Source organism: Streptomyces sp. x-80 (assembly GCF_046549095.1).
Taxonomy (GTDB): Bacteria; Actinomycetota; Actinomycetes; order Streptomycetales; family Streptomycetaceae; genus Streptomyces; species Streptomyces celluloflavus.
In genome coordinates, this window is sequence record NZ_JAJPWM010000002.1 from 472,191 (window position 1) to 493,239 (window position 21,049).

The following is a 21,049-nucleotide window of genomic DNA, read 5'->3' on the forward strand; positions in this document are numbered from 1 at the left end:
CGCCTCACCCGCTCCGTTCGCCTTGTCCGTCTCGGTTGCCCTGTCCGTCTTGGCTGCCTCGTTCGTCCCGACTGCCTCGTTCCTGATGTCTTCCGTCATGACAGACAGGTGTAGCTGACGCATCGTCAGAATGGGAGGGGGCGCGAACTCGGCCGGCCCTGGCCCGAACGCCGAGCAGGGCGGAATGGCTCAAAGTTGAACAAAGCAGACAAAAAAGCCAACCGGCTCACCATGTGGGCACCCCTGCACAGACGCAGAGCGACCGCCTAAACTCGCTGCATCCCACAACTATCGCCGGTCAACGCAGCATCTGGCGCGTAGTACGAGCGATTGGAGTCGCCATGCCGGACGCGATCCCTGCCGACGCATCCGCCCCCGTCCCCCCGCTCGCCGCCCGCGCGGCGCGTACCGGCAGCTCGCCCGTACGGGACATCCTGGCGCTCACCGCCCGTCCCGAGGTCATCTCGTTCGCCGGTGGCCTGCCCGCGCCGGAGCTGTTCGACGCGCCGGGTATCGCGGCGGCCTTCCAGCATGTGCTAACGGAGCACCCGCGGCAGGCGCTCCAGTACTCCACCACCGAGGGCGATCCGGCGCTGCGCGCGGCCGTCGCGGCGCGTACCACCGCGCGCGGGCTGGCCACCGCTCCGGACGACCTGCTCGTCACCACCGGTTCGCAGCAGGGCCTCTCGCTGCTGTCCACCGCGCTGCTCGAACCGGGCGATGTGGTGCTGGTCGAGGACCCCTGCTATCTCGCGGCGCTCCAGATATTCTCCTTCACCGGCGCCCGGGTGGTGCCGGTGCCGACCGACGACGAGGGCCTGGACCCGGCCGCGCTGGACGAGATCGCCGCCCGCGAGCGCCCCAAGCTGCTCTACATCGTGCCGACCTTCCAGAACCCGACCGGCCGGACGCTGTCCGCGGAGCGGCGGGCCGCGGTCGCGGCGGTGGCCGCCCGGCGCGGACTGTGGATCGCCGAGGACGATCCGTACGGCGAGCTGCGCTTCGAGGGCGAGCCGGTGCCGTGGGTCGCCTCCTTCCCCGGCGCCGAGGACCGTACGGCGCTGCTCAGTTCGTTCTCCAAGGTGGTGGCGCCCGGTCTGCGGCTGGGCTGGCTGCGCGCCCCGGCCGCCCTGCGGCGCGCCTGCACCATCGCCAAGCAGGCCGCCGATCTGCACACCTCGACCGTCGACCAGGCAGCTGCGGCCCGGTACCTGGCGGTCGAGGACCTGGACGCACATCTAGTGCGGGTCCGCGACGCGTACCGCGAGCGGCGCAACGCCCTGGTGGACGGGCTGGCCGCCGCGCTGCCCGAGGGCTCGCGGTGGAACCGTCCGGCCGGCGGGATGTTCGTGTGGGCGACGCTGCCCCAGGGGTACGACGCGACGGCGCTGCTGCCCGAGGTGGTCCGGCACGATGTCGCCTACGTCCCCGGCGCACCGTTCTTCGCCGGGCCGCCGGACGCCGCCGCCGTCCGGCTGTCGTTCGTGACGCATGCGCCGACGGAGATCGTCGAGGGGCTGGGCCGGCTGGCGGAGGCGCTGCGGAACGCCCGCCGGGCGGGGTGAGGCGTCCGGGTCGGGGGTGAACCGGCAACCGGCCCCAACTCCTGGGCCAGGTACTGCGGTTGGGCGACGTCCGGTGACTCCTGGCGCGCACCCGGCACACCCTCGTCCGTCCTGCGGTGCCGCGTGGGGCCGGATTGCGCGAGGCGCGCGAGGCGGCAGATCTTCGATCCGGCCCCGGGACGGGCGGGCCGGGAGACGGACGGCCGGACTGGCAGGCCGGGAGACGGACGGCCGGACCGGCAGGCCGGGAGACGGGCGGCCGGACCGGCGGACGAGCGGCCCTGGCCTTCCCGACACCCCCGGGCTTACGCTGACGACCCGTCAGACGGCCTCCGGAGCCCGGGAGATACTCATGCTGCTGCGCGACAAGACCGTCATCGTCTCCGGCGTCGGGGCCGGACTCGGCCATCAGGTCGCGGCGGCCTGCGTGCGGGACGGCGCGACGGTGGTCCTGGGAGCCCGTACGGAGGCGAATCTCGCCGCGTCGGCCGCGCGGATCGACCCCTCGGGTACCCGCACGGCCTGGCGGGTGACCGATATCGGCGACGAGGCGCAGTGCGAGGCGCTGGCGGCGCTGGCCGTGGAGCGGTTCGGGGGCATCGACGCGGTGATCCATGTCGCGGCGCTCGACTCGCTCTTCGGCGGCCTGCGGGACGCCGACTTCGAGTCCTGGCGCGCGGTCGTGGACGTCAACCTCTTCGGCACGCTGCGGATGACCCGCGCCTGCCTGCCGTCGCTCACCGCGCGCGGCGGCGGGTCGGTGGTGCTGATCGGCACCCAGTCGTCGGTGGCCGCGCCCTCGCAGGTGCAGCAGGCGGCGTACGCGGCGTCCAAGGGCGCGCTGGTCTCCGCGATGTACTCACTGGCGCGCGAGCTGGGCCCGGACCGGATACGGGTCAACACCGTGCAGCCCGGCTGGATGTGGGGCCCGCCGGTGGCGGCGTATGTACGGTTCACGGCGGATGCCGAGGGCGTACCGGAATCCGAGGTACTGGGCCGGCTGACCGAGCGGATGGCGCTGCCCGAGCTGGCGACGGACGCGGACGTGGCCGAGACCGCGGTCTTCCTGGCCTCCGACCGGGCGCGCGCCATCACGGGCCAGTCACTGCTGGTCAACGCGGGTGAGCTGATGCGTTAGCGCCGTGACCGGCCGCGCTGGTCACGAGCGGACCGCCGCGTTCGGTGCCGTCGTGAGCTGATGCGTTAGTGCCGTGACCGGCACTGTTCGCCCCGTGCGGAGCATCGTCCGGTGCGTGTGATCGTAAGGCGGCCGGAAGTCCTGGTAGCTCCGCTACCAGGACTTTTGGGCAACGCGGCGAGCGTACGTGTGGGCGGCGCGACGGGGCAAAGCTTGCCGGGAGGGGCACTGGCCGCCCCCGCCCCCTCCCCCTCCCCTCCACCCCCTCCTTCAAGGAAGCACATATCCATCGGTGCGCGGCAGCGCATACGGGCGAGTCGGCGCATCCGGGCAACCCGGCGCGGACAGGCAAGTCGGTGCGTATGGGCAAGTCGGTGTAGCCGGACAACTCGTTACGTACGGGCAAGTGGGTGCGTACGGGCAGACGGCGCCCGGCGAAGTGTCCGCTCATCGTGTGTTCGGCGTCACGTTCGGGACAACGCCCAAGCGGGTCAAGAGACGGCAAAATCGTTCGGTTAGCTGATCCCCGTTCATATCCATGACTCTTCATGCTCTTGACCGGTCCGCTCGTTGAGCGGTTCAATCCCCCAAGTCCCCGCTCCTGTGCGGGGATACCGCCCCACAGGACGTCACGGCGAAGTGATCCACGTTCACAAGGCGGACCCCTGGAGGGGGCATGAACAGTCTCGACTGGGCCGTGCTCATCGGCTACTTCGGCGTGATGATCGCGATCGGTGTGTGGTCGCACCGGCGGGTGGACGACGTCGGCGACTTCTTCACCGCGGGCGGCAAGATGCCGTGGTGGCTGTCCGGTATCTCCCACCACATGTCCGGCTACAGCGCGGTGATGTTCACCGGCTACGCGGGCATCGCCTACCAATACGGCATCACCTCCTACGTGACCTGGTCCTTCCCCATCGCCATCGGCATCGCCATCGGCGCCAGACTCTTCGCGGGGCGGCTGAACCGGCTGCGCTCGCGGCTCGGTGTCGCCTCGCCGCTGGAGTACCTCAAGGACCGCTACAACATGCCGACGCAGCAGGCGCTCGCCTGGTCCGGCGTACTGCTGAAGATCGTGGACGTGGGCGCCAAGTGGGCCGCCATCGCCACCCTGTTGTCCGTCTTCACCGGGATGTCGCTGAACCAGGGCATTCTCATCACCGGCGTGATCACCGGCATCTACTGCACGGTCGGCGGGCTGTGGGCGGACGCGCTCACCGAGCTGGGCCAGTTCGTCATCCAGTTGCTGGCGGGCGTGGCGATGCTGGTCACCGTCCTGGGTGAACTGGGCGGCTTCAGCGCGCTGTGGACCGTATGGGACAAGCTGCCGGACACCCACACCCAGCCGACCGTCGGCCCGTACACCCTCACCTTCCTGCTCGCGTATCTCTTCATCAAGACCTTCGAGTACAGCGGCGGTATGTGGAACCAGGCCCAGCGCTATATGGCCACCCGCGACGCCAGGCAGGCCAAGCGCTCGGCGCGGCTGTCGGCGGCGCTGTGGTTCGTCTGGCCGCTGGTCCTCTTCTTCCCGATGTGGGCCGCGCCCCTCCTGGTCAAGGCGACGAAGCCGGACGCCTCGGACTCGTACGCGCTGCTGACCGAACGCCTGCTGCCGCACGGTCTGCTGGGCCTGGTGGTCGTCGGCTTCTTCTCGCACACGATGGCCATGTGCTCCTCGGACGCCAACGCCATCTCCGCGGTCTTCACCCGCGATATCGCGCCCGCGCTGCCGAAGCTCGGCGCGAAGGCCCGCAGCTGGTCGCACAAGGCGGGGCTGCTGGCCGCGCGGCTGTCGACGGTGTCCTTCCTCGCGCTGTCGATGGCCATCGCGACGCAGGTCAACTCCCCCACCTTCAAGGACATCATCACGGTCGTCATCAAGTGGGTGGCCGGACTCGTCGGGCCGATCTCCATCCCGTTCCTGCTCGGCATGCTGCCGGTGTTCCGCAGGTCCGGTCCGACGGCGGCCCTGGTGTCCTGGGCGGCCGGCCTGTTCGCCTTCTGGCTGACGAACTACGGGCTGGACGGCGTCCAGCTGCAAATCCAGATCGTGTCGCCGGTCGCGACCTCGCTGGTGCTGTTCGTCCTGATCGGGTTCCTCAGGCCGGAGGACACCCCGGAGCGGGATGCGCTGCTGGCGCGTATCAACTCCGGTGGTGACGGCGACGGGGACGGGGAGCGGGGTGACGGTGCGGCCGCGGGGGCGGCAGCTGTCGCGGGGGATGTGCCCAAGAACGGGTGGGACGGGCTTACGGGACCGCCGACGGGCGGGCGTACGGGCTGACAGCGGGCTGACGGCCCGGCGGACGTGCGACAGGCAGGCGGCAGGCGGAGGTGGCAGTCGGGCAGTCGGGCGGGCGGGCGGCCCAGGCGGAACCCGGCCCGAGCTGTCCGGCCGCTCAGGAGGCCCCGGCCCGTCGGGCCCCGGCCGGTCGAGCGGCGGCTCGGGCCGGAAGACGGCGTGGCCCGGTCAGGCGCGCGGGTAACGGGCGAGCCAGCCCGGTGCCGAACCGGCCGGGCTGTGCAGCGCGGCCCCCTGTGTCATCTCCATCGCGAAATCGTCGGCCAGCTGCAAGATCGTGTCCCGGCCCTCCAGCTCGACCAGCCACACCGGCGGCAGCGCCGTCTCGCCGTGCAGTGTGCCCAGCAGATTCCCGCAGACGGCGCCGGTCGAATCGCTGTCCCCGCCGTGGTTGACGGCGAGCAGCAGCCCATGGCGGATGTCCTCGGCGACCAGCGCGCAGTACACACCCATCGCCAACGCCTCCTCCGCCGTCCAGCCCTCCCCCAGCGACTCCACCCGCTCCGCCGTCGGCGTGCCCTGCCGTACGGCGGCGAGCGCGCGCTGGAGGGCGTCGGTGGTCTCCTCGTGGCCGGGGCGGGCGGCCAGCTGCGCCAGCGCCTTCCGCACGGCGCCGTCGAGGTCCTCACCACGGGCCAGCGCATGGCTGATGACCGCGAACGCGCCGGCCGCCAGATAGCCGGTGGGGTGGCCGTGCGTCTGCGCCGCGCACTCGGCGGCGAGCTGGAAGACCAGCTGCGGCTCCCAGCCGACCAGCAGACCGAACGGCGCGGAGCGCATCACCGCGCCGCACCCCTTGGAGCCGGGGTTCTTGGGCTGCTCCAGCGTGCCCATCGTGTCGTCGCCGAGACCCGACAGACAGGCCCGGCCGGGCGCCCTCCGGGAGTACAGCCACTCCTCGCGGGCGAGCCAGCCGTCGTCCTTCTTGCGCTCGTCCGGGCCCCAGTCGCGCTGGGTGGCGGCCCAGCGCAGATAGGCGCGGTGGACGTCGGTGGGTGGGTGCCAGGCGCCGGTGTCACGGCGCACCTGGGCCCGGATCAGGCCGTCCACCGTGAACAGGGTCATCTGGGTGTCGTCGGTGACCGCACCGCGCCGCCCGTAGGCCGGCACGTAATCCGTGACGCCCTCCTGGCCGTGCGCCTGGCGGATCGCCGCCAGGGAGTCGAATTCGATACCCGCGCCGAGGGCGTCGCCGATGGCGCCGCCGAGGAGGCAGCCGCGCACCCGGCTGCGGAAGTCCTGCTGTTCGGCGCGGCCCCAGATAGCGGTGTTGTCTGCCGCTGCGCTCACTGCGCCCCTCCCGAAGCTCGCCTCGTCCCGGGGCCCGGTGGGCTCCCCTGGCGCAGCACTGTAATCGACCACGAGTGATCAACTTGGGGTCGGCGGCGTATTGCGCACAGTCACCGGGGAGACGGTTTCCGGTCGGTACACAACCGGCGGGTAACGTTCACCGGCCTCCACCGGTCTCCCACCGGCCGTCAGCAATCTCCACCGGCCTTCACCGACCCGTCGGCCCGATCGGCTCCGGGTGAGGGTGCGGCGCATCGGCAGGAGTACGGACGTGCCGCTCCGCACATCGCCTCGAACACCCACCCGTTCGATACTGCTACGGGCGGCCGCTGGGCATGCTCTCCTCATGTCCGAGTACGAGTGGGACCGCACCACCATGGCCGTCGTCGCCTCCGCGCTCTCCGGCGACAGCGACGGCGCGGTGGAACTCCTCCGGCCGCTCCCGCAGCGCGACGTCTGCCATATCGCGGTCCGGCTGGCCGCGATGGCCGCCGATGCGCTGATCGCCGCGGCCCAGGACGCCGGAGGCGACCGGGAGGAGGCGCTGTCGCAGTGGCAGCAGTGCATCCTCCAGCACGAGACCGAGTACGAGGAATGAGACGAAGTACGGGGGATGCGGCGGAGTACAGGGAATCGCGGCGGAGCACGGGAAACGGGGCGGAGCGCGGCCGCGCCGTCCATGAGCCCGGGTCCCGGAGCCCGGAACCCGGATGCCGGGCGGCTCCGGCGCGCCCCGGAGCCCGGCCCCGCTCCCCCGGCTCAGGCTCCGGCTCCCGCGCCTCCGGCTACGGCTACGGCTACGGCTACGGCTGCTCCAACACCGGCAGCAGCTCCGGAAGATGGCCGTCCGAGGCGCGCGCCACGGACTGCCGCTCGTCGCTGACCGGGCCGTACAGCGTCGTACGGGGCCGGGCCGGGCGGCCCGCCTCGTCCGCGATGGCGACCAGGTCCTGGACCGAGCGGTACGAGCCGTAACTGGAGCCCGCCATCCGGGAGATGGTCTCCTCCATCAGCGTGCCGCCCAGGTCGTTGGCGCCCGAGCGCAGCATCTCGGCGGCGCCCTCCTTGCCGAGCTTGACCCAGCTGGTCTGGATGTTGGTGATGTGCGGGTGCAGCAGCACCCGGGCCATGGCCGTCACCGCGCGGTTGTCGCGGGTGGTGGGACCGGGGCGGGCGATACCGGCGAGGTAGACGGGGGCGTTGGTGTGGATGAAGGGGAGGGTGACGAACTCGGTGAAACCGCCGGTCTCCTGCTGGATCTCGGCGAGCAGCCGGAAGTGGCCGAGCCAGTGGCGGGGCTGGTCGACATGGCCGTACATCATCGTCGAGGACGAGCGGATGCCCAGCTCATGGGCGGTCTTGATGACCTCGACCCAGGTGGCGGTGGGGAGCTTGCCCTTGGTGAGGACCCAGCGGACCTCGTCGTCGAGGATCTCGGCGGCCGTACCGGGGAGGGTGTCCAGACCGGCGGCCTTGGCCTCGGTCAGCCATTCGCGGATCGACAGACCGGTGCGGGTCGCGCCGTTGACGACCTCCATCGGCGAGAAGGCGTGCACATGCATACCGGGGACGCGCTCCTTGACGGCCCGCGCGATGTCGAAATAGGCCGTACCGGGCAGGTCCGGGTGGATACCGCCCTGCATACAGACCTCCACCGCGCCCACGTCCCACGCCTGTTGCGCGCGGTCGGCGACCTGCGACAGCGAGAGGGTGTAGGCGTCGGCGTCCGTACGGCGCTGGGCGAAGGCGCAGAACCGGCAGCCGGTGTAGCAGACGTTGGTGAAGTTGATGTTCCTGGTGACGATGTAGGTGACGTCGTCGCCGACCGTGGCACGGCGCAGCTCGTCGGCGATCGTGCAGAGCGCGTCCAGCGCGGGGCCGTCGGCGTGCAGCAGGGCCAGCGCCTGGTCGTCGGTGAGCTTGGTGGGGTCGTCGGCGGCGACGGACAGCGCCGCGCGGACATCGGTGTCGATCCGGGACGGCACCATCCCGGGGGCGGCGGCCTCGCGCAGCGCCTCCCAGTCGCCGTACACCTCGTCGAAATCGTCGCGCCGGTCGCCCGTGCGGCCCTCGGTGTCGATGGTGTGGTGCAGATCCGTACGGCCCGAGGCGCCCAGTGAGAAGCCCTCGTCGGGCTCCTGCCAGGGCCGGCCGACGACGGGCGCGTCCTCAAGGGCCAGGCCCGTCTCCGGGTCGGCCAGCGCGCGGACGTGCGGCAGCAGCCGGGGGTCCAGCCAGGGCTCGCCGCGCTGGATGAATTCGGGGTAGATGGGCAGCCGTTCGCGCAGGTCGAACCCGGCGGCGGCGGTGCGGGCGGCCAGGTCGTCGATCTGCGGCCAGGGGCGTTCGGGGTTCACATGGTCGCGGGTCAGCGGGGAGACGCCGCCCCAGTCGTCGATCCCGGCCGCGATGAGCAGCTCGAATTCCCCGTCGACCAGGTTGGGCGGCGCCTGGATGCGGGTGGAGGGGCCCATGATGTGCCGGGCCACCGCGATGGTCGCGGCCAGCTCCTCCAGTTCGGCGTCCGGCATACCGCGCATGGCCGTGTCCGGCTTGGCGCGGAAGTTCTGCATGATGAGTTCCTGGATGCCGTGGTAGGCACGCTGGACGCGGCGCAGCGCGAAGAGGGACTCGGCGCGCTCCGCGTAGTTCTCACCGATGCCGATCAGCAGTCCCGTGGTGAAGGGGACGTTGGAGCGCCCCGCGTCCTCCAGGACGCGCAGCCGGACGGCCGGTTCCTTGTCGGGCGAGCCGTGGTGCGGGCCGCCGGGCTCGCTCCACAGCCGCTCGGCCGTCGTCTCCAGCATCATGCCCAGGGACGGGGCGACGGGCTTGAGGCGCTGGAAGTCCGTCCAGGACAGCACTCCGGGGTTGAGGTGCGGCAGCAGCCCGGTCTCCTCCAGGACCCGGATGGCCATGGCACGTACGTACGAGAGCGTGTCGTCGTAGCCGTGCGCCGCCAGCCATTCGCCGGCCTCGGGCCAGCGCTCCTCCGGCTTGTCGCCGAGCGTGAACAGGGCCTCCTTGCAGCCCATTTCGGCGCCGCGGCGCGCGATGTCGAGCACCTCGTCGGGCGACATGAACATCCCGTGGCCGTCGCGGCGCAGCTTGCCGGGGACGGTGACGAAGGTGCAGTAGTGGCACTTGTCGCGGCAGAGCCGGGTGAGGGGGATGAAGACCCCCTTCGAGTACGTGATGACGCCGGGGCGGCCCGCGGCTTCCAGGCCCGCGTCGCGCACCCGGGCCGCCGAGGCGCACAGGTCCTGGAGGTCGTCGCCGCGGGCCTGGAGCAGCACCGCGGCCTCGGCGATGTCCAGCGCGACGCCGTCGCGGGCCCGCTTGAGCGCGCGGCGCATGGAGTTCGCCGTCGGCCGCTCCGGCCGGTCGGCCGCGACGCCCGTGCCGAAGTCGCCGCCTCGGTCGGATCCCTGGTCAGGTCCCTGCACGCTGGAAGTCATCCTCCGAGCATACGAGCGCCCACCGACAGCGCCGCCGCCGGACAACCGGTGGCCGGTGTGCCGCTGATCACGTCAGACGGAGGTTCCCTCCGCAGCGGATCGGGGCGCGTCCGCGAACGCGGGGTGCGTCCGGCCACCGGAGCGGGCGCCCCGGTTACAGGCCGGCCAGGAGCTCGTCGGAGTAAGTCCTGGTCAGGAACTCCAGGTTGTGGCCGTCGGGGTCGTCGAGATAGAGGCCACGGCCGCCGTCCAGGTGGTTGATCACCTGCGGCTGGCTGTGCTGGGGGTCGGCCCAGTAGGGCAGCTCGCGGGCCTGGATGCGGGCAAGGACCGCGTCGAACTCGTCCTCCGTCACCAGAATCGCGTAGTGCGTGGGGACGAACTCCCGCCCGGCGGCGACATGCTCCGCGTAGTCCAGCACCACGTTGTCCAGCCGGACGGCGGCGAACGGGCCGTACTCCTTGGGCTCGGGAGCACCCAGAAGGCCGGCCAGGAATCGCGCGGAGGCGAAACGGTCGGTGCTGTGCACGATCGTGTGGTCGAGTCGAGGCATGGTGATCTCCTTGGACCGCTGATCTGCGGATCTGATCGGTGGATCTGATCTGTGGATCTACTTGGTGGATCTGCTCGATGGGTCTGATCTGTGGGTCTGCTCGGTGGATCTGCTCTGGCGTGCCGGCTGTGCGGTTCGTGGGTTCCGGCTACGCGTCTCCGGCTCCGCGTTCCGGGCTGGGGGTCTCCCGCTTCGTGATTTCCGCTTCGCGTTTTCCGCTCCGTGTTTTCCGCTCCGCGGATCTTCCCCATCGACGCTACGACCGGCCGGGGCCGCCGCGGATCGGTCTGCGGTACCGGACCCGCCCCGGGCGCGTACGCCGATGGTCCTAGGCAGCCGGCCGGTCGCGGGGCCGACGCGCCCGCGATGCCCCCGGGCGGGCGCCCCCTCTCACGAATGGCCGAACCCGTCACAAGTACTGCGCGAAATCGTCCAGGGTCCGCAACACCGCCGCCTCGCCGGCCGGTGGCAGTTGCAGCACCACCTCCGTCAGGCCCAGGTCCCGGTAGTGGGCCAGCTTTCCGGCCGACGGTTTGACGGCGTACGGCACCACCACCGGGTCACCGGCCCGCCCGGTGTCCTCCCACACCCGGCGCAGCTCCGGAAGGCTCTCGCCGAGGCCCCGTCCGCCGATCGGCAGCCAGCCGTCCGCGTACTCGGTGATCTGCCCGAAGAGCCGGGGGCCGGCCGCGCCGCCGACCAGGATGCGCGGTGCGCCGTTCGCCGGCTTGGGGTACGCGAACGAGGCCCGTACGGATCCGAACTCACCCTTGTACGCCGTCGGTTCCGCCGCCCACAGGGCCCGCATCAGCGCCATCCGGTCGCGCGTCAGCTCGCGCCGGGTGGACCACTGGACACCGTGGTCGGCGGCTTCCTCCACGTTCCAGCCGAAGCCGACGCCGAGCGTGAAACGGCCGCCGGAGAGGAAGTCGAGGGTCGCGATCTGCTTGGCGAGGGCGACCGGATCGTGCTGGGCGACGAGGGTGATGCCGGTGCCCAGGCCGAGCCGCTCGGTGACGGCGGCGGCCTGGGCGAGCGCGACGAACGGGTCGAGGGTGCGGCCGTATTCGCGGGGCAGCGGCTCACCCATGGGGGCGGGCGTGTCGCGGCTCGCCGGGATGTGGGTGTGCTCGGGGAGATAGAGGCCGGCGAAGCCACGCTGCTCCAGCTCACGGGCCAGCCGGTCCGGCCGGATCGTCTCGTCGGTCAGGAAGATCGTGGTCGCGATCCGCATGCGGGGTACCTCCGCGTCAGACGTGTGAGTGACCGCATGTTCCCTCACCGACCGCGGGTTATCCACAGCCCTTTTCCTCCGTGTCACACCCGCGTACAACAGTTCTCAGACGACGACACGAGGCGATACACGGCGATACCCGGCACTACGAATCGGTATGCGGCGGTACGGGGCAGTACGCGGCCGCGGAAGAGGACAGGGGGCGGCATGGACCGGCGCGACGTTCTGAGGCTTTCGGCGGGCGCGGGGGCGGCGGGCGCGCTCACGCTCAACGGCGTGAGTTTCGCCGACGCGGCGCCCGCGGCCGGGCGCCCCGCGGGGGCGGGCGGCACCGGGGGCGAGCAGACCCGCAGGGTCACCGGGCGGCTGCCGGCGGGCGCACCGGACTTCGTCTATCTCCCGGTCGAAGTGCCGCCCGGCGTCCGCGAGATCGCCGTCGCCTACCGGTATGACAGACCCGCCGTCCCCGAGGGCACGTCCGGTAACGCCTGCGACATCGGCATCTTCGACGAACGCGGTACGGCCCTGGGCGGTGCGGGCTTTCGCGGCTGGTCGGGCGGGGCGCGTACGGAGTTCTTCCTGCGCGCCGACGACGCCACGCCCGGTTACCTCCCGGGCCCCGTCAACGCCGGCACCTGGCATATCGCGCTCGGTCCGTACACCATCGCGCCCCAGGGCCTGGTCTACGACGTCAGCGTCACCCTGCGCCACGGCCCCCGGGGACACACCCCCGCGCCCGTCCATCCCCCCGAGCGCGCCCGGGGCCGCGGCCGGGCGTGGTACCGGGGCGACAGCCATCTGCACTCGGTCCACTCCGACGGCAGGCGCACGCCCGCCGAGATCGCCGCGCTGGCCCGCGCCGCCGGGCTGGACTTCATCAACACCTCCGAGCACAACACCACCTCCGCACACGGCGCCTGGGACGGTCTGTGGGGTGATGACCTGCTCATTCTCACCGGCGAGGAGATCACCACCCGCAATGGCCACGTGGTGGCGATGGGCACCGACGCCGGCACGTTCATCGACTGGCGCTACCGGGCCCGCGACAACGCCTTCGGCAGATACGCGCGCGCCATCCGGCGGGCCGGCGGCCTGGTCATCCCGGCGCATCCGCACGCCACCTGCCTCGGCTGCAACTGGAAGTTCGGCCTGACCGAGGCGGATGCGGTGGAGGTCTGGAACGGCCCGTACACCCCCGATGACGAGATCACCCTCGCCGAATGGGACAACACCCTCGTCGCCCACACCCGCGGCCGGGCGGCCTGGCTGCCCGCCGTCGGCCACAGCGACGCCCATCGCGACCCGGACGTCGTCGGCCTCCCGCAGACCGTCGTCCTGGCCGACGATCTCTCCCGGCGCGCCCTCCAGGACGGCATCCGGGCCGGCCGGGTCTGGATAGCCGAGTCCTCGAAGATCGACCTCGCCTTCACCGTCAGCGGCGGGCGCGGTGAGCACGCCGGCATCTCCGAGCGCCTCGCCGTCCCCCGCACGGACCAGGCCACCGCCCGGCTGACGGTCTCCGGCGCCCTGGGCTGCACGGTCAGCTTCGTCACCGACCAGGGCAGCGTGTACGCGGCGCCGCTGCCGCCCGCCGGCACCGGCACCGTCAGCTGGCGGACCACTCCCGACCACGCCGCCTATATACGCGCCGAGGTCCGCCACCCCGCGACCGTCCCGGGCCTCCCGGGTCCGATGGCCGCCCTCACCAACCCGGTCTTCCTGGGCCGCGACTGAATCCCGGAACCGCGGCCGTCCGGACCACGGAATAACCGGAGTGACCCGCCGGTTACTGCGCACAGCTCCGGTTCTGCCTATCGAGGAGGAATCTCCGATGCGTGCACTCGTTGTCGATCATTCCGCGCCCGGCCGTCTCGCTCTCGGCACCGTCCCCGACCCGGTCCCCGGGCCCGATGAGGTACTGGTCAGGATCAGCGCGGTATCGCTGAACTACGGCGAACTGCCCAAGTCCGAGGAGGTCGCCGAGGGGACCGTCCCGGGCTGGGACGCGGCGGGCGTGGTCGAGCGGGCCGCCGCGAGCGGTCACGGGCCCCGGCCCGGCGACCGGGTCGTCACTTGGGGCCGCAACGCCGGCTGGGCCGAGCTGCGCGCCGTCCCGGTCGGTGAACTCGCGGTACTGCCCGACACCGTGGACTTCAGCACGGCCGCCGCCCTCCCCGTGGCGGGCCTGACGGCGCTGCGCGCGCTCCGTACGGCCGGTGTGCGGCCCGGACAGCGCGTGGCCGTCACCGGTGCCTCGGGCGGGGTGGGGCGCTTCGCGGTCCAGCTCGCCCATCTGGCGGGCGCCGAGGTGTACGCGCTCGTCGGCAGCCCGGCCCGCGGCGAGGGCCTGGCCGCGCTCGGCGCGGACCATGTGCTGACCGGCCCGGCCGGTATCGACACCCCGGTGGACATCGTGCTGGACAACGTCGGCGGGTCCCTGCTCGCCGAGTTGCTGGACCGTACCGCCCCGGAGGGCAAGGTCATCTCCATCGGTGCCACCTCGGGCGAGCCGACCCCGATCCGGCCCTACCAGCTGGTCATGAACCGGCTGAGCCTCATCGGCATCCAGTCCGGCGGTGATACCGGCGCCGACCTGGCCCACCTCGTCCGCCTCACGGCCGAGGGCCGCCTCCAGCCGAGCGTGGACCGGGTGGCCGACTGGGCACAGGCCGGCGAGACCGCCACCGCCCTCATCAACCGCGAGATTCGCGGCAAGGCGGTCCTGACCCTCGGCTGACCGGCGCGGGCCCGCGGGCGGGGCGGTCCGCCCACCGCGCGGCCCACACCGGGCGGACCGGTACCCGCGGACGGGACCACGTCGCCCGGCACGGGCCGGAGGTGGTGCGCAGACCGCGCGGGACGGACGCCGCGCGGACGGGTGCGGGTCCGTCCGTCACAGCGGACGGGTGCGGACCGCCCGCCGAAGCGGACGGTCCGCACCCGTGGGGACGCCGCCCTGACCGGCTCCCGCCGCTGCCCCCGGCTCCTACTCCTCCACCACCATCGCCGGGGTGGACCGCGTGAGCACCTCGCCGCGGAAGAATCCCGGGCTGCGGCGCTGCATCACCAGCATGATCAGGAAGCCGACGAGCAGCAGGCCGACGCCGATGATGAAGACCGAGCCGATACCGAAGACCGAACTGCCGGAGCCGTAGGCGGGGTTCCACATATCGATCAGCGTCTTGAGGAAGACGGCCGTCAGAACGACCCCGCCGAGGGCCGGGAAGACGCCCTTGAACAGCAGGTCGCGGACCGAGTTGCGCAGCTCGCCGCGGAAGAACCAGGCACAGGCGAAGGCGGTGATCGCGTAGTAGAAGCAGATCATGAGGCCGAGCGCGTAGATGGTGTCGACGAGGACGTTCTCGCTGAGGAAGGTCATCACGGCGTAGAAGACGCCGGTGGCCACGCCGGCCGCGACGGTGGCCTTGCCCGGGGAGCGGAACCGCGGGTGGATCCGGGCGAAGGACGGCGGCAGCGCCTCGTACGCGCTCATCGCCAGGACCGTACGGGCCACCGGGATGAAGGTGGTCTGGAGGCTGGCGGCGGCCGAGGCGAGGACCGCGATGAAGAGCAGCACACCGAGCGCGGTGCCCATGACGGGGTTGGCGAGGGTGGCGAAGACGTTGTCGGCGGTGTCCGGGTTGCCGAGCCCCGGCCCCTTGTCGCCGACGCCGGAGAACATCTGGGCGGCCACCGCGGTGAGCAGGTAGGAGCCGATCAACACGACCATGGCCAGCAGGGCGGCGCGGCCGGGCGTCTGCTGGCTGCCCGCGGTCTCCTCGTTGACCGTGAGGCAGGTGTCCCAGCCCCAGAACATGAAGATGGAGAGCGACAGACCGGCCGTGAAGGCGGAGAAGGACTCGACGGAGAACGGGTCGAACCAGGTCCAGGAGAAGTCCAGGGAGCCGGCGAACTCGCCGGAGCGGGCCTTGACCACGGCCATCACGATGAAGACGGCGAGCACCGCGAGTTGCAGGCCGACCAGCGCGTACTGCACGCCCTTGGTGGCGGTCATCCCGCGGTAGCTGATGGCCGTGGCGACGGCGATGAAGACCAGGCAGGTCAGGACGTGGACGACCTTGTTGCCGTCCAGGGCGGCGATGTCCGGATTGCTGGTGAGTTCACCGAGCAGGAGGTAGAAGAACGAAGTGGCGACGCCGGCCAGGTTGGAGAGCACGATGATCGTCGCGATCACCAGGCCCCAGCCGCACATCCAGCCGATGCGCGGGCCGAACGCCTTCACCGACCAGGTGAAGGAGGTGCCGCAGTCGGGGACCGCCTTGTTCAGCTCGCGGTAGGCGAAGGCGACGAGCAGCATCGGCAGGAAGCCCGCGAGGAAGACGGCGGGCATCTGGAGGCCGACCTTGCTGACGGTCGGGCCGAGGGTGGAGGTGAGGCAGTACACGGGCGCGACGGTCGAGATGCCGATCACCGAGCTGCCGAGCAGGCCGACGGAGTTGCCGCTGAGGCCCTTGTTACGGGTGTCACTGCCGGTACCGACGACGCTCGTTACCGTGTCTCCGGTCTGGGGCCGGGGGTCTACCTGAACCATGAACAGGACGTTAAGCGCTGCTGTTTCCGTATCCGGAGCGTCAAGGTCCGCCGCCGAAACCTTCGCTACACAGGTGAATTTTCAATGATGACCAAGCAATAGGGAGAAGAAGTCGAGTTGCACCTTTGACTTACGGGGCACAACCCAACTCTTCCGCATTGCGATAACCGCAGCGCTGTCCGTTTTATGGCGGTTCAAAAATTTCCCGCCGGTCCCCGCGGCGCCTCACCCCGGCCAGACGATGGACTGCAACTCGCTGTACGCGTGCAGCGCGTACGAGCCCACATCGCGGCCGACCCCGCTGCGCTTGAAACCGCCGAACGGGGCCTCCATGTGCCGGCCGATGGTGTTGACCCCGACCCCGCCGGCCCGCAGCCGCCCCGCGACCCGGAAGGCGCGGGCCACATCGCCCGACCAGACGTAGTCCAGCAGCCCGTAGTCACTGTCGTTGGCGAGCGCGATGCCCTCCTCCTCGTCGTCGAAGGGCACGACCGCCACCACCGGGCCGAAGATCTCCTCACGCACCACCCGCATCGCGTTCGTACAGTCCGCGAAGAGCGTCGGCGCGACATAGAAACCGCGCTCCCGCGCCGGGCGCTCGCCGCCGGTCACCAGCCGCGCGCCCTCCTCGGCCGCCAGCGCCACATACGACTCGATGCGGTCCCGGTGCGCCGCGGAGATCACCGGGCCGACGATGATCCCCCGCTCCCGCGGATCGCCGACCGTCAACCCCTCCGCGTACCGGGCTAGTCCGTCCACCAGCCGCCGGTAGATCCCGCGCTGCGCCAGCACCCGGGTCGGCGCGGTGCAGATCTGCCCGCTGTAGAAGGAGAAGGTGGTGCCGATACCGGCCACCGCCGAGCGCAGGTCGGCGTCGTCGAAGACCAGCGCCGCGCCCTTGCCGCCCAGCTCCATCAGCTGCCGCTTCATCCCGCGGCCGCACACCTCCGCGATCCGCTGCCCGACGGCCGTCGAACCGGTGAAGCTGACCATGTCCACACCGTCCGCCGCCACCACCGCCTCCCCGACCTCCGGACGCGCGCCGGTGACGACATTGACCACCCCCGGCGGCGCCCCGGCCTCGGCCAGCGCCTCGGCCATCCGGAACACCGACAGCGGATCCTGCGGCGCCGGTTTGACGACGACCGTGTTGCCCATCGCCAGCGCCGGCGCGACCTTGCCTGCCGGGTTGGCCCAGGGGTTGTTGTACGAGGTGACGCAGGCGACCACGCCCACCGGGCGGCGCACCGCGAGCGCCCCGACGACGCCCGCCCTCCCCAGCGGCCCGGCCTCGTTGACCTGCGGCGGCAGCCCGGTCTCCAGCGGCTCCAGGGCGCCGCGCGCGTACCGCCGAAAGCGCGCGGCGGCCACCCCGACCTGCATCCCGCGCGCGGTGGCGGCCGTCGCGCCGCTCTCCGCCTGCGCCAGCTCCGCGTACCCGGCGGACTCGCGGCGCAGCACCGCCGCCGTACGGTCCAGGACGGCGGCCCGCTCCTCGGGGGCCGTCCGCGACCAGCTCTCGAAGGCGTCGCGGGCCGCGGCCACCGCCGCGGCCACCTGCGCCCGGCTCGCCTCCGGCGCCCGCCCGACGACCTCCTCGGTCGCCGGGTTCAGCACGTCGTAGTACCCCAGCTCCGGCTCGGCCCACGCCCCGCCGATGAACAGCCGCCGCGCACCGGCCACTTCACCGACACCCGCCGCGTCCGCCCCGGGCCCGCGCCGCGCGGCCCCGTCCCGGCCGGTCACCGGGTGCTCACCGTCCTGGTGTCCCGGCCCGACCGCAGTACCGTCCCGGGCACCGCGCCGGTCACCTCGTCCGCCCGGATCGTCTCCACGCCGTTGACCCGTACGCTCACGATCCCGACCGCCCGCGAGTCCAGCCGCGGGCCGTCGCCCGGCAGATCGTGCACGAGCCTGGCGGGGCCCGCGTCGATCCGCGCCGGGTCGAAGAGCACCAGGTCGGCGTGGTACCCCTCGGCGATCCGGCCGCGTTCCCGCAGCCCGAACAGCCGGGCCGGTTCGTCGGTCAGCAGCTGCACGGCCCGCTCCAGGCCGACGAGCCGGCGCCCGCGCAGACAGTCCCCGAGGAAGCGGGTGGTGTACGGGGCGCCGCACATCCGGTCCAGATGGGCGCCCGCGTCCGAGCCGCCCAGCAGGACGTCCTCGTGCCGCCAGGTCTCCTTGCGCAGCGCCCAGCTGGCCGGGTCGTTGTCGGTGGGCATCGGCCACAGGACCGTACGCAGCTGGTCGTTGGCGCAGATCTCGACCAGGCAGTGGAACGGCTCCAGACCGCGTTCGGCGGCGATGTCCCGCACCACCCGGCCGCTGAGTCCCTCGTTCGCCGCGGAGTAGGTGTCGCCGATGACGTACCGGTCGAAGCGCGCGAGCCGGCGGAAGACCCCGGCCTCCTTGCTGTCGGCGCGGCGCAGCAGCTCGGCACGTACGCCGGCGTCGCGCAGCCTGGCGATCCGTTCGGGCACCGGCAGGCCGAGGATCTCGCCCCAGCCGGGGATGAGGTTGAGCGCGCAGAAGGTGCCCAGCGACATGTTCATCGGGGTGAGGATCGGCATGGTCAGGGCCACGACGCGGCCGCCCGCCGCACGGGCCCGTGCGCTGGCCGTCAGCTGGCGCGGCACCCGTTCCGGGACGGCCGCGTCGATCGTCAGCACGTTCCAGTTCAGCGGGCGGCCGGCCGCCGCCGACATCTGCACCAGCAGGTCGATCTCGGCGTCGTCGAACTGGTCGAGGCAGCCCGTGACGATGGCCTCCAGCTGGGTGCCCTCGTGGTCGGCCACCGCCCGGGACAGGGCGAGCAGTTCGGCGGGGCGCGCGTACCGGGAGGCGACCGGCTGCCCGTCGCCGTCGGAGTGGGTGGTCGACTGGGTCGTGGACAGCCCCCACGCACCGGCGTCCATCGCCTCGTGGAAGAGCCGCTCCATCGCCGCCAGCTGCTCGTCGGTCGGCTGTCCGCCCACCGCGTCGGCGCCCATCACATACCGGCGCAGCGCGCAGTGGCCCACCATGAAGCCCGCGTTGACCGCGATCCGGCCCTCCAGCGCGTCCAGGAAGTCGCCGAAGGTGTGCCAGTTCCAGGGCGCGCCCTCCTCCAGCGCGACCAGCGACATGCCCTCGACCTTGCTCATCATCCGCCGCGTGTAGTCGGCGTCCCCGGGCCGGCCGGGGTGGAGCGGGGCGAGGGTGAACCCGCAGTTGCCGCCCGCGACGGTGGTGACGCCGTGGTGGAGCGAGGGGGTGGCGTACGGATCCCAGAACAGCTGGGCGTCGTAGTGCGTATGCGGGTCGACGAAGCCGGGGGCGAGCACCAGGCCGGTGGCGTCCTCACTGGTCCGGGCCGGCTCACCGGCCGTCCCGGGCGCCGCGATGAGCGCGATCCGCCCGTCCCGGATGCCGAGGTCGGCGACGTAGGAGGGCGCGCCCGTCCCGTCCACGACGGTCGCGCCCTTGATCAGGTGGTCGAGCATGCGTGGCTCCCTTTCTCGGTGCGGTGCGGGTGCGGTGCGGGCGTTCGCGGGCGGTGGGGCGGGGCGGTGTACGGGCGAGGGAGCGCCTCGGACGAGCCCTGACGGCGGCCCGGTGGCCGGCCTGTGGCGTGGGCCTGTGGTGGCTGCCGGTGCCGTGACCGGCGATGTCCGCCCCGTGCGGAGCGTCATCCGGTGCGTGCGATCGCGCGGCGGCCGGAGGTCCTTGCAGCGGAGCTGCCAGGGCTTTTGGCCGACGCGGCGAGCGTGCGTGCCGGGCGATGCGACGGGGCAGAGCCTGCCGGGAGGGGCACTAGCGCCGTCCCGCCGTCTGCCGGAAGCGCGTGGTGCGGTGCACCGGGTCGGTGTCGATCTTCGGGATGACGTGCTCGCCGATCAGCTTGATGGAGTCGATCGTGTCCTGGTAGCCGATACCGATCGGCAGGCCGAAGGAGAGCTGGTCGGCGCCGGCCTGCTCCCACCGCTTGCACTGCCGGAGCACCTCGTCCGGGTCGCCGCAGATCAGCAGCTCCTCGGCGATCAGCAGCTCGATGACCTCCGCGGTGTACTCGGGCAGCAGCTCCGGCCAGCGCGGGATGCCCTCGGGCCGCGGGAAGGTGTCGTGGTAGCGGAAGAGCAGCGACTGGAGGTAGTTGAGCCCGCCGCTGACCGCGATCTCCACCGCCTTCTCATGCGTCTCCGCGCAGATCGCCGTGGACGTCACCATGACGTTGTCGTTGACGAAGTCCCCGACCGGCTCCGCCTCCTCGACGGCCGTCTTGTACGAGTCGACGACCCACTCCATGTCGGCGACCTTCTGCACACTGAAGCCCAGCACTCCCAGGCCCTTCTTGCCGGCCATCGCGTACGAGGACGGCGACCCGGCGGCGTACCACATCGCCGGGTGCGAAGCCCCGTACGGCTTGGGCAGGACCTTGCGCGGCGGCAGCTCCCAGTGCTTGCCCTTGAAGCCGGCGTACTCGTCCTGGAGCCACATCTTGGGGAACTCCGCGATGGTCTCTTCCCAGAGTTCCTTGGTGTGGTTCATATCGGTCACACCCGGCATGAACCCGAGAATCTCGTGACTGCCGGCGCCCCTCCCGGTCCCGAACTCGAAGCGTCCGCCGGAGAGATGGTCGAGCATGGCGACCTTCTCGGCGACCTTCACCGGATGGTTGACCGGGGCGAGCGGGTTGAAGATGCCGGACCCGAGGTGGATGCGCTCGGTGGCGTGCGCGAGGTAGCCCAGGTAGACGTCATTGGCGGAGAGGTGCGAGTACTCCTCCAGGAAGTGGTGCTCGGAGGCCCAGGCGTATTTGAAGCCGGACTTGTCCGCCTGAATGACGTACTCGGTTTCCTCCATCAGCGCGTGGTGCTCGGCCTCGGGGTCGGCCTTCGCCCGCGCCGCGGGCACATAACCCTGCACAAAGAGCCCGAATTCCAAGGGAGTTCACTCCTTCGGGGTGCGGGGGTCG

General features: G+C 71.8%; 14 protein-coding genes. 6 read left to right on the forward strand and 8 right to left on the reverse strand.

The features are described from left to right. Positions 1–341: 341 nt before the first annotated feature. The 3 genes from ACLJWH_RS04995 (at position 342) to ACLJWH_RS05005 (ending at position 4,990) form a co-directional block, all read left to right on the forward strand. Positions 342–1,565: a PLP-dependent aminotransferase family protein gene (locus ACLJWH_RS04995; protein WP_411140315.1), complete on the forward strand. Its 1,224-nt coding sequence runs from the start codon at positions 342–344 to the stop codon at positions 1,563–1,565. Between the two features lie 352 nt (positions 1,566–1,917). Then, positions 1,918–2,703, forward strand: coding sequence for an SDR family oxidoreductase (locus ACLJWH_RS05000; RefSeq protein WP_411140316.1), 786 nt, complete (start codon positions 1,918–1,920; stop codon positions 2,701–2,703). Between the two features lie 676 nt (positions 2,704–3,379). After that, positions 3,380–4,990, forward strand: coding sequence for a sodium:solute symporter family protein (locus ACLJWH_RS05005; RefSeq protein ID WP_411140317.1), 1,611 nt, complete (start codon positions 3,380–3,382; stop codon positions 4,988–4,990). A gap of 186 nt (positions 4,991–5,176) precedes the next feature. On the opposite strand, the gene ACLJWH_RS05010 is transcribed toward ACLJWH_RS05005, so the two are convergent. Beyond that, complete coding sequence (locus tag ACLJWH_RS05010; RefSeq protein ID WP_411140318.1) at positions 5,177–6,298, reverse strand: ADP-ribosylglycohydrolase family protein; 1,122 nt, start codon at positions 6,296–6,298, stop codon at positions 5,177–5,179. A gap of 346 nt (positions 6,299–6,644) precedes the next feature. Between ACLJWH_RS05010 and ACLJWH_RS05015 the strand changes: the two genes are divergently transcribed. After that, on the forward strand, positions 6,645–6,896 hold the full coding sequence (locus tag ACLJWH_RS05015; RefSeq protein ID WP_381679869.1) for a hypothetical protein: 252 nt from the start codon (positions 6,645–6,647) through the stop codon (positions 6,894–6,896). A 205-nt stretch (positions 6,897–7,101) separates the two neighbouring features. Here the strand turns inward: ACLJWH_RS05015 and ACLJWH_RS05020 are convergent, their stop codons facing one another. The 3 genes from ACLJWH_RS05020 to ACLJWH_RS05030 all read right to left on the reverse strand — a co-directional run bounded on the left by ACLJWH_RS05020 (position 7,102) and on the right by ACLJWH_RS05030 (position 11,543). Then, positions 7,102–9,654: a bifunctional FO biosynthesis protein CofGH gene (locus tag ACLJWH_RS05020; protein WP_411140432.1), complete on the reverse strand. Its 2,553-nt coding sequence runs from the start codon at positions 9,652–9,654 to the stop codon at positions 7,102–7,104. A gap of 256 nt (positions 9,655–9,910) precedes the next feature. Continuing rightward, a complete protein-coding gene (locus ACLJWH_RS05025; RefSeq protein WP_411140319.1) occupies positions 9,911–10,309 on the reverse strand; it encodes a VOC family protein in 399 nt (132 codons plus the stop codon). A 409-nt stretch (positions 10,310–10,718) separates the two neighbouring features. Further along, positions 10,719–11,543 (reverse strand): TIGR03619 family F420-dependent LLM class oxidoreductase, encoded by an 825-nt coding sequence (locus ACLJWH_RS05030; RefSeq protein ID WP_411140320.1) that lies wholly within the window; start codon positions 11,541–11,543, stop codon positions 10,719–10,721. A gap of 207 nt (positions 11,544–11,750) precedes the next feature. Here ACLJWH_RS05030 and ACLJWH_RS05035 point away from each other — a divergent pair, with 207 nt between their 5' ends. Together ACLJWH_RS05035 and ACLJWH_RS05040 are read left to right on the forward strand one after the other, a co-directional pair. Next, on the forward strand, positions 11,751–13,277 hold the full coding sequence (locus ACLJWH_RS05035) for a CehA/McbA family metallohydrolase (RefSeq protein WP_411140321.1): 1,527 nt from the start codon (positions 11,751–11,753) through the stop codon (positions 13,275–13,277). A 97-nt stretch (positions 13,278–13,374) separates the two neighbouring features. After that, positions 13,375–14,280, forward strand: coding sequence for a zinc-binding dehydrogenase (locus ACLJWH_RS05040; protein WP_411140322.1), 906 nt, complete (start codon positions 13,375–13,377; stop codon positions 14,278–14,280). Between the two features lie 249 nt (positions 14,281–14,529). Here the strand turns inward: ACLJWH_RS05040 and ACLJWH_RS05045 are convergent, their stop codons facing one another. The 4 genes from ACLJWH_RS05045 to ACLJWH_RS05060 form a co-directional block, all read right to left on the reverse strand. Then, on the reverse strand, positions 14,530–16,095 hold the full coding sequence (locus tag ACLJWH_RS05045; protein ID WP_411140323.1) for an APC family permease: 1,566 nt from the start codon (positions 16,093–16,095) through the stop codon (positions 14,530–14,532). A 225-nt stretch (positions 16,096–16,320) separates the two neighbouring features. Beyond that, positions 16,321–17,778, reverse strand: a complete 1,458-nt coding sequence (locus ACLJWH_RS05050) for an aldehyde dehydrogenase family protein (RefSeq protein ID WP_411140433.1) — start codon at positions 17,776–17,778, stop codon at positions 16,321–16,323. A gap of 59 nt (positions 17,779–17,837) precedes the next feature. Beyond that, positions 17,838–19,577, reverse strand: a complete 1,740-nt coding sequence (locus ACLJWH_RS05055; RefSeq protein WP_411140324.1) for an N-acyl-D-amino-acid deacylase family protein — start codon at positions 19,575–19,577, stop codon at positions 17,838–17,840. A 310-nt stretch (positions 19,578–19,887) separates the two neighbouring features. Then, the gene (locus tag ACLJWH_RS05060; RefSeq protein WP_411140325.1) at positions 19,888–21,018 is read right to left on the reverse strand and encodes an LLM class flavin-dependent oxidoreductase; all 1,131 of its coding nucleotides are present in this window, start codon (positions 21,016–21,018) and stop codon (positions 19,888–19,890) included. Positions 21,019–21,049 lie beyond the last annotated feature (31 nt).

Coding starts and splice junctions, on each gene's coding strand:
- ACLJWH_RS04995 (WP_411140315.1), top strand. CDS start 342: ATGCCGGACGCGATCCCTGCCGACGCATCCGCCCCCGTCCCCCCGCTC.
- ACLJWH_RS05040 (WP_411140322.1), top strand. CDS start 13,375: ATGCGTGCACTCGTTGTCGATCATTCCGCGCCCGGCCGTCTCGCTCTC.
- ACLJWH_RS05030 (WP_411140320.1), bottom strand. CDS start 11,543: ATGCGGATCGCGACCACGATCTTCCTGACCGACGAGACGATCCGGCCG.
- ACLJWH_RS05035 (WP_411140321.1), top strand. CDS start 11,751: ATGGACCGGCGCGACGTTCTGAGGCTTTCGGCGGGCGCGGGGGCGGCG.
- ACLJWH_RS05025 (WP_411140319.1), bottom strand. CDS start 10,309: ATGCCTCGACTCGACCACACGATCGTGCACAGCACCGACCGTTTCGCC.
- ACLJWH_RS05020 (WP_411140432.1), bottom strand. CDS start 9,654: ATGCGCCGCGCGCTCAAGCGGGCCCGCGACGGCGTCGCGCTGGACATC.
- ACLJWH_RS05055 (WP_411140324.1), bottom strand. CDS start 19,577: ATGCTCGACCACCTGATCAAGGGCGCGACCGTCGTGGACGGGACGGGC.
- ACLJWH_RS05015 (WP_381679869.1), top strand. CDS start 6,645: ATGTCCGAGTACGAGTGGGACCGCACCACCATGGCCGTCGTCGCCTCC.
- ACLJWH_RS05000 (WP_411140316.1), top strand. CDS start 1,918: ATGCTGCTGCGCGACAAGACCGTCATCGTCTCCGGCGTCGGGGCCGGA.
- ACLJWH_RS05005 (WP_411140317.1), top strand. CDS start 3,380: ATGAACAGTCTCGACTGGGCCGTGCTCATCGGCTACTTCGGCGTGATG.
- ACLJWH_RS05045 (WP_411140323.1), bottom strand. CDS start 16,095: ATGGTTCAGGTAGACCCCCGGCCCCAGACCGGAGACACGGTAACGAGC.